This window comes from Massilia sp. BGA-UO-ETr-WB1 (assembly GCF_059567845.1).
In genome coordinates, this window is record NZ_JCAQOT010000024.1 from 331208 (window position 1) to 342831 (window position 11624).

The 11624-nt window shown below is 65.5% G+C and carries 14 protein-coding genes; 9 read left to right on the plus strand and 5 right to left on the minus strand.

Annotated features, from left to right (window positions below; all coding sequences use genetic code 11):
* Nucleotides 1-7: 7 nt before the first annotated feature.
* From AC56DV_RS14690 to AC56DV_RS14715, 6 genes are all read left to right on the plus strand, one after another.
* Complete coding sequence (locus tag AC56DV_RS14690) at nucleotides 8-1834, plus strand: aminopeptidase P family protein (RefSeq protein WP_496315017.1); 1827 nt, start codon at nucleotides 8-10, stop codon at nucleotides 1832-1834.
* Nucleotides 1831-2097, plus strand: coding sequence for a hypothetical protein (locus tag AC56DV_RS14695; protein WP_496315018.1), 267 nt, complete (start codon nucleotides 1831-1833; stop codon nucleotides 2095-2097). Before AC56DV_RS14690 ends, AC56DV_RS14695 begins: the two co-directional genes overlap by 4 nt.
* A gap of 13 nt (nucleotides 2098-2110) precedes the next feature.
* Nucleotides 2111-2863: an MgtC/SapB family protein gene (locus AC56DV_RS14700; protein ID WP_496315019.1), complete on the plus strand. Its 753-nt coding sequence runs from the start codon at nucleotides 2111-2113 to the stop codon at nucleotides 2861-2863.
* A 9-nt stretch (nucleotides 2864-2872) separates the two neighbouring features.
* Complete coding sequence (locus AC56DV_RS14705; RefSeq protein ID WP_496315020.1) at nucleotides 2873-3460, plus strand: DUF924 family protein; 588 nt, start codon at nucleotides 2873-2875, stop codon at nucleotides 3458-3460.
* On the plus strand, nucleotides 3460-4305 hold the full coding sequence (locus tag AC56DV_RS14710; RefSeq protein ID WP_496315021.1) for a Rossmann-like and DUF2520 domain-containing protein: 846 nt from the start codon (nucleotides 3460-3462) through the stop codon (nucleotides 4303-4305). The genes AC56DV_RS14705 and AC56DV_RS14710 overlap by 1 nt, the downstream gene beginning before the upstream one ends.
* Nucleotides 4306-4432: 127 nt before the next feature.
* Nucleotides 4433-4795, plus strand: a complete 363-nt coding sequence (locus tag AC56DV_RS14715) for a hypothetical protein (protein WP_057158606.1) — start codon at nucleotides 4433-4435, stop codon at nucleotides 4793-4795.
* Nucleotides 4796-4837: 42 nt separating this feature from the next.
* Here AC56DV_RS14715 and AC56DV_RS14720 read toward each other — a convergent pair whose 3' ends face one another.
* Nucleotides 4838-5419: a putative pterin-binding protein gene (locus AC56DV_RS14720; protein ID WP_496315022.1), complete on the minus strand. Its 582-nt coding sequence runs from the start codon at nucleotides 5417-5419 to the stop codon at nucleotides 4838-4840.
* Between the two features lie 18 nt (nucleotides 5420-5437).
* Here AC56DV_RS14720 and AC56DV_RS14725 point away from each other — a divergent pair, with 18 nt between their 5' ends.
* Nucleotides 5438-6040 carry an alpha-ketoglutarate-dependent dioxygenase AlkB family protein gene (locus AC56DV_RS14725; RefSeq protein WP_496315023.1) on the plus strand — a complete coding sequence of 201 codons (603 nt, stop codon included), beginning with the start codon at nucleotides 5438-5440 and terminating at the stop codon, nucleotides 6038-6040.
* A gap of 203 nt (nucleotides 6041-6243) precedes the next feature.
* Nucleotides 6244-6837: an outer membrane beta-barrel protein gene (locus AC56DV_RS14730; protein ID WP_496315024.1), complete on the plus strand. Its 594-nt coding sequence runs from the start codon at nucleotides 6244-6246 to the stop codon at nucleotides 6835-6837.
* Between the two features lie 162 nt (nucleotides 6838-6999).
* Here AC56DV_RS14730 and AC56DV_RS14735 read toward each other — a convergent pair whose 3' ends face one another.
* From AC56DV_RS14735 to AC56DV_RS14750, 4 genes are all read right to left on the minus strand, one after another.
* Nucleotides 7000-7482: a DUF6265 family protein gene (locus AC56DV_RS14735; protein WP_496315025.1), complete on the minus strand. Its 483-nt coding sequence runs from the start codon at nucleotides 7480-7482 to the stop codon at nucleotides 7000-7002.
* 55 nt (nucleotides 7483-7537) lie between these two features.
* The gene (gene ettA / locus AC56DV_RS14740; protein WP_496315026.1) at nucleotides 7538-9205 is read right to left on the minus strand and encodes an energy-dependent translational throttle protein EttA; all 1668 of its coding nucleotides are present in this window, start codon (nucleotides 9203-9205) and stop codon (nucleotides 7538-7540) included.
* Nucleotides 9206-9290: 85 nt separating this feature from the next.
* Complete coding sequence (locus AC56DV_RS14745) at nucleotides 9291-9614, minus strand: DUF5710 domain-containing protein (RefSeq protein ID WP_496315027.1); 324 nt, start codon at nucleotides 9612-9614, stop codon at nucleotides 9291-9293.
* 26 nt (nucleotides 9615-9640) lie between these two features.
* The gene (locus AC56DV_RS14750) at nucleotides 9641-10693 is read right to left on the minus strand and encodes an alpha/beta fold hydrolase (RefSeq protein ID WP_496315028.1); all 1053 of its coding nucleotides are present in this window, start codon (nucleotides 10691-10693) and stop codon (nucleotides 9641-9643) included.
* Between the two features lie 130 nt (nucleotides 10694-10823).
* Between AC56DV_RS14750 and AC56DV_RS14755 the strand changes: the two genes are divergently transcribed.
* Nucleotides 10824-11621, plus strand: a complete 798-nt coding sequence (locus AC56DV_RS14755) for a helix-turn-helix domain-containing protein (protein ID WP_496315029.1) — start codon at nucleotides 10824-10826, stop codon at nucleotides 11619-11621.
* The last annotated feature ends 3 nt before the right edge of the window (nucleotides 11622-11624 follow it).

Consider the following 11624-nt stretch of genomic DNA (forward strand, 5'->3'; position numbering starts at 1 on the left):
TTTGCTCATGCCAAACTTAGAACTTTCTTCCGTCGCCGGCCGCCTCGCCGCTTTGCGGGCGGCCATGCGGGACCGCCAGATCGACGCCTGCATGGTGCCGTCCGCCGATCCGCACCTGTCCGAATATTTGCCGCAGCACTGGCAGGGCCGCGAATGGCTGTCGGGCTTCACCGGCTCGGTGGGCACCTTCATCATCACCGCCGATTTCGCGGGCGTGTGGACCGACGGGCGCTACTGGACCCAGGCCGAGTCCGAGCTGGCCGGCAGCACGGTACAGCTGATGAAAATTTCATCCGGCGCCAGCGTGCAGTACGTGGACTGGCTGGCCGAACATACGCAGCCGGGCCAGACAGTCGCGGTCGATGGCGCGGTGCTGGGCCTGGCCGTGGCGCGCCTGCTGGAGCAGGCGCTGGCCGCCAACAATGTCACCCTGCGCACGGAGCGCGATCTTCTGATCGACATCTGGCAGGACCGCCCCAGTCTGCCAACGGCGGAAGTCTACGAGCTGCTGCCGCCTTACGCCACCAGCAGCCGCACCGAAAAACTGGCCGACCTGCGCGCGGCGATGGCCCGGCACGGCGCCGGCCGCCACGTGATTTCCACGCTGGACGATATCGCCTGGCTGTTCAACCTGCGCGGCGCGGACGTCAATTACAACCCGGTTTTCCTGGCACACGCCCTCATCGATCCGGTACGCGCCACATTATTCGTGGCCGAAGGCAAGGTGCCGGCCGCGCTGCGCGCCGCGCTGGCGGAGCAGGGCGTGGACCTCGCGCCGTATGGCGGCTTCACCGCAGCCCTGGCGGCGCTGCCGCTGGACCTGCCGGTACTGCTGGACCCGCGCCGCGTCACTTACGGCACGCGCCAGGCGCTGCCCGCCGGCGTGAAGGCGGTGGAAGCGGTCAATCCGACCACCCTGGCCAAGTCCAGGAAATCCGACGCCGAAGCCGCGCACGTGCGCGCCACGATGGAGCAGGACGGCGCCGCGCTGTGCGAGTTCTTCTGCTGGCTGGAGCAGACCCTGGCCGACCCGCGGCGCGAACCGCTGACCGAGCTGGCCATCAACACCCGCATCACGGCCGCCCGCGCGCGCCGGCCGCGTTTCGTCAGCCCCAGTTTCGGCACCATCGCAGGCTTTAATTCAAACGGCGCCATCATGCATTACCGCGCCACCGAGGCAAACCACGCGGTGATCGAGGGCGACGGACTGCTGCTGATCGATTCCGGCGGCCAATACCTGGGCGGCACCACCGACATCACGCGCGTGGTGCCGGTGGGCGCCATCACCGCCGAGCACAGGCGCGATTTCACGCTGGTGCTGAAAGGCATGATCGCTTTGTCCGCCACCAAGTTTCCGAAGGGCACCAAGTCGCCGATGCTGGACGCCATCGCGCGCGCGCCGATCTGGGCGGCGGGCATCGATTTCGGCCACGGCACCGGCCACGGCGTGGGCTTTTTCCTGAACGTGCATGAAGGGCCGCAATCGATCTCGCCGTCGGCCATGCCGGAACCGCACACCGCCATGGAAGAGGGCATGATCACGTCGATCGAACCTGGCATCTACCGGCCCGGCCGCTGGGGCATCCGCATCGAAAACCTGGTGCTGAACCAGCCGGTGGACATGGGAGAGAGCGGGGGCGGGTTCGGTGAATTCCTGCGCTTCGAAACCCTGACCCTGTGCCCGATCGACACGCGCTGCCTGGACCACGCGCTGCTGCGCGAGGACGAGCGCGCCTGGCTCAACGACTATCACGCCACGGTGCGCCAGCGCCTGGCCCCGCACCTGTCCGGCGACGCGCTGGCCTGGCTGCACACCCGCACGGAGGCAGTATGAGTTCGGCCCGTTCCACCCGTGCCAGCAACGCGCTCGACCGTTTGAAAGAGCGCAGCGGCAACAAGCTGTACACCATGTCGCGCACCGGCAGCGGCCATTTCTTCCTCACCGCCGGCCCCGGCCAGCCGCCGCTGTGCGCGCCGATGGAGCTGGACGAGTTCGTCGCCTTCGTCAACGCGCAAGGGCCGCAGAAAGTCCAGCGCGTCAGCAAGCTGGACGTGGCGTTTGAAAAGCAGCTGACTAAAAAGACACCCGAAAAATAACCTGGGGACGGCCATGCCCGCCAATGCACTACTGGAAACCTATTGGTCCGCCAGCGAACTTGCCACCAACGCCATCGTGCTGCTGAACATCTTCGGCGCCCTGCTGCTGGGGCTGCTGGTCGGCTATGAGCGTTCGTATCACGGCCGGGCGGCCGGCATGCGCACCTATGGCCTGGTGTGCATGGCGTCCTGCGCGCTGACGGTGATCTCCGGCTACCCCTCGTTCTGGTACGGCGGCCACATGGCGCACGTCGGCAGCGTGATCGCCACCGATCCCACCCGCGTCATCCAGGGCATCGTCACCGGCATCGGCTTCCTGGGCGCGGGCGTCATCATGCGCGAAGGCTTCAATATCAGCGGCCTGACCACGGCCGCGTCGATCTGGGCCTCGTCGGCCATCGGCGTGATGATAGGCGTCGGTTTCTACCTTGGCGCCATGGGGCTGGCCTTCCTGTGTTCGATGTCGATGATTTACCTGTCCAAGCTGGAAGCCTGGCTGCCGTCGCGCCACGCGGTGGCGATGACCATGCGCTTCAAGGCCGGCTTTGTGCCGAACGAGGCCGCGCTGCGCGACATCGCGCTCAAGCGCGGCTACGAAATTGCCGGCGGATCGATGATGATCGCCAGCGACAAGGGCATGCAGGAATGGCGCTTCGTTGCCATTGCGCTGAGCAAGCACTCCGGCGCGACGATGTCGGAGCTGGCGGCGGAGATGGCGCTGTTCGAAGGCCTGGAGGGTTTCCAGGTTTCCCACGCGCGCAACTGAGGTTACTTTATGGTTTTAGCGACTGCACAAGACGTACTCGATTTCTGGTTCCTGCCGATAGGCGTGAAGGGCCACAACACGCAGCGGCCCGAATGGTTCCGCAAGGACGCGGCCTTCGACGCGCAGATCCGCGCCCAGTTCGGCGAGCTGGTGGAGCATGCCCTGCAGGGCGGCCTGCGCCACTGGGACGATGAGGGCACGCAAGGCACGCTGGCGCGCATCGTGGTGCTCGACCAGTTCACGCGCAATATCCACCGCGACACGCCGCTGGCGTTCGCGGGCGACAGCCTGGCGCTGGAGGCGGCGCTGGCGCTGGACAATTCCGGCGCCAACCAGACCTTGCCGCCGGTGCAGCGCATGTTCGCCTACCTGCCGTTCGAGCACGCGGAAAGCCTGTCCATGCAGCTGCGCTCGGTGGACTTGTTCGACATGCTGCGCGCCTCGGCCAGCGGCTTCGACAGCACCTTCGATTACGCCAAGCGCCATTACGAGATCATCCGCCGCTTCGGCCGCTTCCCGCACCGCAACGCCATTCTCGGCCGCGCATCCACTGCGGAAGAGACCGAGTTTCTCAAGCAGCCGGGATCGGGATTCTGATGCGCAGCCTGAGCGTGATCGGCGGCGGCCACGTGGGCCGCGCGCTGGGGCGTCTGTTCACGCAAGCCGGCGGGCAGGACGGCGCGGCCGCGCCGTTCGCGCTGCAAGACGTGCTGGCGCGCTCGGCCGCATCGGCGCAGCGCGCGGTGGACTTCATCGGCGCCGGCGCGGCTGCCGACGGCTACGCCGCGCTGCGCCCGGCCGATGTCTACATGTTATCGGTGGGCGACGACCAGATTGCGGCGGCCTGCGCCGCGCTGGCGGCGGCCGTGCCGCTCAAGGGCGCCATCGTGTTCCATTGCAGCGGCGCGCTGGCCTCCGGCCGCCTGCAGGCCGCGCGCGGCGCGGGCGCTTACGTGGCCAGCGTCCATCCCATCCGCAGCTTTGCCGATCCCGCAGCCGTGGCTGCCGCATTTGCGGGCACCTTCTGCGGCATCGAAGGCGACGCGCCGGCGCTGGCGGTGCTGGAGCCCGCGCTGCTGGCCATCGGCGCGCGCCCGGTCGCCATCGACGCTGCCGCCAAGACGGTCTACCACGCCGCCGCCGTGTTCGCGAGCAACTACCTGACCACCGTGCTGGACGCCGCCTTGCGCGCCTACCAGGCCGCCGGCATCCCCGAAGCCACCGCGCGCGAACTGGCCCAGCCGCTGGTGACGGAGACCGTGGCCAATGTGTTCCGCCTGGGCGCGGCGCCTGCGTTAAGCGGCCCCATCGCGCGCGGCGACATGGCCACCGTGGCGCGCCAGCAGCAGGCGGTATCGCAATGGGACGCCGCCACGGGCGAGCTTTACCAGGCCCTGGTGGCGCCAACTGTGAACTTGGCGCGCCGAAAGCACAACAAATAGCGGGAGTTGCTCCTCTACACTTCCGATTCCCTTGTAAAACCTCGGCAGAAGCAATAAGCTTAATTACTGGAAAACAAGAGCATGCCGGCCCCAATGGCGCGGCGGCCAAAGCGATAGGGGCAAGACCATGTTATTTCTGAAAAGTACGTCCGTAACGAAGGCGCCAGGCATCTACGAAGTGGATATCGCCGCCAAACCGCCAGGCAAGACTTACGGCGTCTACCTGGCCACGGACCCGGACAATCCGCCAGCCGACGTGCTGGCCGCGCTGGCCGCAGCCGGGTTCCAGAACACCCACAGCTCCGGCTACACCCACAAAGACCGCGGCAAAGTGCTGGACCTGCATTTCCAGAAAGACGGCACCGACCTGTTCAAAGGCTGGAAGCCTGAAGAGAACGAAGCCAACATGGCGCAGATCACCAAGATCTTCAGCGACGTCGGCATCGCCATCGCGCCGCGCGTCATGTCGCTGGCCGAAGCCTACGCGTAAATCCCCTGCGCTGATCCCGGCAGGCCGTCAGGCCTGCACTTGTCAGGCCTGCACTTCAATGTGGTACAGAGCCCATGGGCAGGAACCGAAACGGTCCTGCACGGGCTTGCTCGCCATTTCCGGCACCTTGTCCGCCTCGTACACCGCCCATAGCGGGCCCAGGCCGCCCAGCGCCATCGGCGCGCCGTCCATCTGCGTCGCCACGATGTAGCGGTGCGCGCGCGCCTGCGCCACCGTGATGCCGGCCGCATAGCCATCCACCGCGCGCAGCACGATCTTGCTGCTGTCCGCCAAAGTGGCGCCGGCCGCTTTCAATACGTCCAGCAGCAGCGGGCCGCGCAGCGCGTGCACCTTTCCGTCGTATTCCAGCGTGGGCTTGATGGCGATGGCCGGCAGCGCGGACAGTTCGGCGAAGTCGAAGGCGTGCGCCTTGTCGAAGCTGAGCTTTTGCTTGTGCATCATCTGGTCGCGCACCGGCTCGAACGGGCCGCGGTTCGGCTTGTTGATCGCGCCAGTGACGGTGAGCAGGGCGGGGCCGCGCGCCGGGGCGGCTGCGTGGGCGGGAGTCAGGGCGGGCAGGGTGGCCGCAGCGGCCAGCGTGCCGAGGAAGAGTCGTTTTTTCATACGGGTGTCATAGCGGTTATGGACCTTTTTTCCGAGCACTCCGGCGTGCTGGACGCCATCCCCGTTGAAGACGGCGAGCTGTACTTCATGCCCTGCCTGCCGCTATCGCAGGACAGCGCCGCCGTGCTGGCGCGGCTGGTGGCGGAGACGGACTGGCGCGCCGAGTCGATCACGCTGTGGGGCAAGCAGATGCTGCAGCCGCGCCTGACCGCCTGGCACGGCGAGGCGCGCTACACCTATTCCGGCATGACGCTGCAGCCGCAGCCATTCACGCCGCTGCAATCGGAGATCAAGCATGCCGTCGAGCAGGCCAGCGGCCAGCGCTTCAACAGCGTGCTGCTCAATTACTACCGCGACGGCCAGGACAGCATGGGCTTCCACAGCGACGACGAGAAAGAGCTGGGCCGCAATCCGGTGATCGCCTCGGTCAGCTTCGGCGCGCCGCGCACATTCATTCTCAAGCACAAGCGCTTGCCGAAGACCGTCAAGCTGGCGCTGGGCAACGGCAGCCTGCTGGTAATGGCCGGCGCCTTGCAGCACCACTGGCGGCACGGCATCAACAAGGAAAAGTCAGCGTCAGGGCCGCGTGTCAACCTCACCTTCCGCAATATTCTCGCTTAAATGCTTTCTTAAGCGCTTCTTAAGCTAAGTTCTGCCATTTTGTGGCGATCCTCTGCGTTTCAAGGGTGATTACATCTTCTCACAATTCTTACGGAATTGAGTGACCCGTAGAGGGTTTGCCAATGCTATCGTCCTTACATCGCGCTTCAAAACGAACTGCGATCCCAAGCAAGTCCCTTACTTTTTGCTGAAAGATCACTAACATGAAAAAAATTCTGTTCGCACTGATTACCTCCGCTACCGCCCTGGGCGGCATCTCCGCAGCCCAGGCTGCCGAACCGGGCACCGCTTATCTCGGCGCCGGCGTCGTGGCCAGCCAGCACAAGTACAGCCTGTCCAACGACACCAGTGGCGGCGACCGCAAGAGCGATGAATGGTCCGGCAAGATCTACGGTGGCTACCAGATCGACCCGACCTGGGCGGTTGAAGGCGGCTACACCGACTTCGGCAGCTCCAGCTACAAGTATTCCGTCGGCGGCAACAACGGCGCCATCGACAGCAAATCGCATTCCTTCTATGTAGCAGGCAAGGGCAGCTACCCGATCAACCCGCAGCTGTCCGCGTTCGGCAAGCTGGGTGTGGCCTATAACAAGAATGAAGTGCACGGCACCGGCCTGGCCGCGCCGTACGCCGTGGGCGACAGCAACCGCACCGGCCTGTACGCGTCGGTAGGCGCCGAGTATGCGATCAACCAGAAAGTGTCGCTGTCGCTCGAGTACGAGCACTACGGCAAGAACGATATCGACCAGGGCCGCAAAAAAGGCGCAGTCACCCTGGGCGCGCGCTACAACTTCTAACCTGAACGCTTAGCGTAGTTGCCGATCGAGGCCGGGCGCGACAGCGGCATCCTTGCGATGCTTATGTCCTTGTGCCCGCCTCCCAGTTTCAACCTGTTTTACATTGCTTCAAACCTGTTTCAACTGTTTCAACTGCTTTAACTGTTTCCTCCTCCTCCCCTTTTACTTCCCCTCGCAGCTCACGCGCTGCAAGGGGAAATTTTTTCCCCTCGCCTTGCCGTTCATGGTGCCTTCGATGCGGGCCTGCAGCTTGTCGCCTTCGCGCTTGTAGATGATGCGCTGGGGGAAGTCATGCCGGGGGTTCTCGAATACCACGCTGCTGCCTTCCAGGCTGGCCAGCTTGAACGACGCTTCCGGCTGGTTGTGCGGCTTGGCCACGTAGGCCAGCTGGCCATCCACTTCGCGGATCTGCACGAATTCCCAGGCCGTGGTCTGGCCGTTCCTGATGGTGCGGCTCATGCCGAGCAGGGTACCGCCGGCCGGCGCCATCCAGTGCTCGCCGGAGCCGGCTTCCGCGTCGGCGGCGGCCCAGCAGCCCGATAGCCAGCCAAGCTGGCCGATGGCGTCCGCGTTCAGCGGTGCGGCGCCGGCGCTGCCGGCGGTCAGGGCTGCGGCGACTGCTACGGCTGTCAGGGCTATTTTCATTTTTCTCTCCCGGGAATAAAAAAAGGCACGGTTAAAAAACCGTGCCTTGCGGCGTTTAGGTCGTCAGCGGCTTGTAGCGGATGCGCTTCGGCTTGGCGCCTTCTTCACCCAGGCGCTTCTTCTTGTCGGCTTCGTATTCCTGATAGTTGCCGTCGAAGAAGGTCACTTGCGAGTTGCCTTCGAAGGCCAGGATGTGGGTCGCGATACGGTCCAGGAACCAGCGATCGTGCGAGATCACCATCACGGAGCCGGCGAATTCCAGCAGCGCGTCTTCCAGCGCGCGCAGGGTTTCCACGTCCAGATCGTTCGACGGTTCATCCAGCAGCAGGACGTTGCCGCCCATCAGCAGGGTTTTCGCCAGGTGCAGACGGCCGCGCTCACCGCCGGACAGGTTGCCAACGATCTTTTGCTGATCGCCGCCCTTGAAGTTGAAGCGGCCCAGGTAGGCGCGCGACGGCATTTCGAAGCGGCCCACGCTCAGCATGTCGGCGCCGCCGGTCACGTCTTCGAACACGGTCTTCGCATCGGACAGCGCGTCGCGGTGCTGGTCGACTATGGACACCTTGGCGGTTTTGCCGATCAGCACTTCGCCGCTGTCCGGTACTTCTTTGCCGGTGATCATCTTGAACAGCGTCGATTTACCCGCGCCGTTGGGGCCGATAATGCCGACGATGGCGCCGGCCGGAATCGTGAAGCTCAGGTTGTCGATCAGCATGCGGTCGCCGAAGGACTTCGACACGTTCTTGAACTCGATCACTTCATTGCCCAAGCGCTCGGCCACAGGGATGAAGATCTCCTGGGTTTCGTTGCGCTTCTGGTATTCGTGCTCGCTCAGCTCGTTGAAGCGGGCCATGCGGGCCTTGGATTTGGCCTGGCGCGCTTTCGGGTTCTGGCGCGACCACTCCAATTCCTTCTGCAGCGCCTTCTGGCGTGCCGATTCGGTGGCTTCTTCCTGCTTCAGGCGGGCCTGCTTCTGGTCCAGCCAGGAGCTGTAGTTGCCTTTCCATGGAATGCCGCTGCCGCGGTCCAGTTCCAGGATCCATTCCGCCGCGTTGTCCAGGAAGTAGCGATCGTGGGTAATGCCGACCACGGTGCCCGGGAAGCGCACCAGGAACTGCTCCAGCCATTCCACCGATTCCGCGTCCAGGTGGTTGGTCGGTTCGTCGAGCAGCAGCATGTCCGGCTTGGACAGCAGCAGCTTGCACAGCGCCACGCGGCGCTTTTCACCGCCGGACAGCACGCTGATCTTCTGCTCCCAAGGCGGCAGGCGCAGCGCGTCGGCGGCCATTTCCAGCTGCAGGTTCAGGTTGCCGCCGTCGGACGACGAGATGATCGCTTCCAGGCGCGCCTGTTCGGCGGCCAGCGCGTCGAAGTCCGCGTCTTCTTCGGCGTAGGCGGCGTACACGGCGTCCAGCTTGGCTTGCGCTTCGAACGCTTCGCCCAGGCCGGATTCCACTTCCTGGCGCACGGTTTTTTCAGGATCCAGCTGCGGTTCCTGCGGCAGGTAGCCAATGTTCAGACCCGGCATCGGGCGCGCTTCGCCCTGGATGTCGGTGTCGATGCCGGCCATAATTTTCAGCAAGGTCGATTTACCGGAGCCGTTCAGGCCCAGCACGCCGATTTTTGCGCCCGGGAAGAAGGACAGCGAAATATCTTTGAGGATCTGGCGCTTGGGCGGGACGATTTTGCCCACGCGGTTCATGGTATAGACGTAGTTTGCCATTAGGAAATTCTCGATATGTTACGAAGGTCAACAAGGATACGCCAAACGCCGTGTTCCAGCTAGTTTCGGTTGGCTTCGGCCGGTTTTATGCGCTCCAGCGGGCAAACAGGGCCGCATCCACGCCCGGCGGAACGTACCATTTGCGGCGCTTGGGGTCCCAGCGGGCGCCGAGCTGCTTGGCTTCGTCCTTTTCCGCGAACGGCACGTTCAGCACCGTGACCGCGCGCGCCGACTGCCCGGAACGCGGGGCAGGCGCATCGGCGGCCGGCATCCCGGCGGGCGGCATCGCCGCCGGCGCACTGGCCTCCACCATGGAGCCGTCGGCGCGGACTTCCATCCATTTCACGCTGCCGTCCTCGAGGACGGTGCTGGTCTTGTATGGCGGGTCAAACGGCGGAGTGCTGGTCATGGGCTTTCTGCGTGTGGGCTGTTGGGCTACGTATTATATGGCGGCCGGCCGCTGGTCCACAGTGCGCGTGCTTCGGCGATGATGACGTCGGGCCGCTCTTCGGGCCAGAACAGCTTGCTGCCCGGCAGGCGCCGCACGCCCTGCGAGCGGCCCAGCGTGCGGTCCAGGTAGTTGGCGCCGGCCGGGGAGAAGATGGTGTCGCTGCTGCCCCACAGGATGCGGGTGGGGATGGCGGACGCTTTCAGCCCCGCCTCCACGCCGGCCAGCACGTTGCGTTCCAGCGCGATGGCGTAGGCATGCACCAGCCGCTTGCGCTGCGGCGTGGCCACCAGCGGGCGCAGATAGCAGTTGATGGCCTCGTCGCTGGGCTGGCGCGGGTCCTGGTAGCACTGGCCGCCCAGGCCCTGCGGCGAGCGGGCCAGTTCCTTGTCCGCCACCCAGGCGGCCAGCCAGGTGTCGGCGAAGGTGCCCGCGTGCGCCATCTCGATGACCGGCTTCAGGGCTTCGGGCGGGCAGTCGATTTCGCTGTCGCAGTTGGTGAGCAGCAGGGTGCGCACGCGCTGCGGGTGGCGCGTCATGAACAGTTGCGCGACGGCGCCGCCGCTGTCGTTGGCCACCAGGTCCACCTGGCCGACCGCCAGCCTGTCGAGCAGGGCGATCAGCATCGCCACCTGGGTGTCCGGCCCCACGTCCTGGCCGGCGGCGGGTTCGGTGTAGCCCAGGCCGAGGAAATCCGGGGCGATGCAGCGGCGCACCGCAGACAGCGGGCCGAGCACGCCGCGCCACTGGAAGCTGTTGAGGGGAAAACCGTGCAGGAACAGCGCTGCCGCGCCGCTGCCGCGCTCGGTGTAAGCGATGCGGCCGAAAGCGGTGGCGGCGAACCGGCGCGTTGCGTGAAACTCGGCGGCCGACAGCGATGCGGGCGGTCCGGACTGCCCCGGCGCCTGCGGTAGCCCGGGCGCGGCCAAGGCGGGTGCAGCGGCGGCTGGCCGCTCTGCCGCCGTCGCCGCTGCCGCATGGCGGGAGGCCGCCAACGACATGGCGGCCAGGGTGAGTCCGATGAAGTTTCTGCGTTGCATGGTCAGCTCCTTGTGTGGTCAGGGCTGCATCTTCGCGCCGGCGCGGGCGGGCGGCAATTCCCGGCCGCGTCATGAAAGCATGACCTCGGAGGTTATGGAAGCTGGCCGCGCCCTTCATTACAATGCTTGCATGGAAAACAAAACGTTAGCGGCAGTGGGCGCCATGTTGCGCGAGTGGCGCGTCGCGCGGCGCCTGAGCCAGCTCGACCTGGCTTTGCAGGCCGACATCTCGGCGCGCCACCTGAGCTATGTTGAAACCGGCAAGGCCCAGCCCAGCCGCGACATGATCGCGCGACTGTCCGAGTCGCTGGAAGTGCCTTTGCGGCACAGGAATGCGCTGCTGGTGGCCGGCGGCTTTGCGCCGGTCTATCCGGAAACCGAGCTGGACGCCCCCAAGCTGGCGCAAATGCGTTACGCGGTGGAAGCCATGCTGGCGCAACAGGAACCGTATCCCGCCTTTCTGCTCAACAAGCACTGGGACGTGCTCATGGCCAACGAGGCGGCGAAAAAGCTGAACCGCTTCATGCTGGGCGGGCGGGACAGCAAACACGGCAACATGCTGCGGCAGATTTTCGACCCCGACGACCTGCGGCCCGCCTTTGCCAACTGGGAGGAGCTGGCCGGCAACCTGCTGCGCCACCTGCAAAACGAGGCCGCCGCGTCGCCTTTGGACGGCAAGGCGCGGGCGCTGCTGGACGAAATGCTGGCCTATCCCGGCGTGCCCCGGCACTGGCGCCACCGCGCACCGGACAGCGCGCCGGCCCCGGTGCTGACCACCTCGTTCGACCGCCATGGCGTGCAGCTGAGCTTTTTCTCCACCATCACCACCTTCGGCACCCCGCGCGACGTCACGCTCGACGAGCTGCACATCGAGGCTTGTTTCCCGGCCGACGCGCAGACGGCGGCGTTCTGCCGCCAGCTTGGTTAGCCA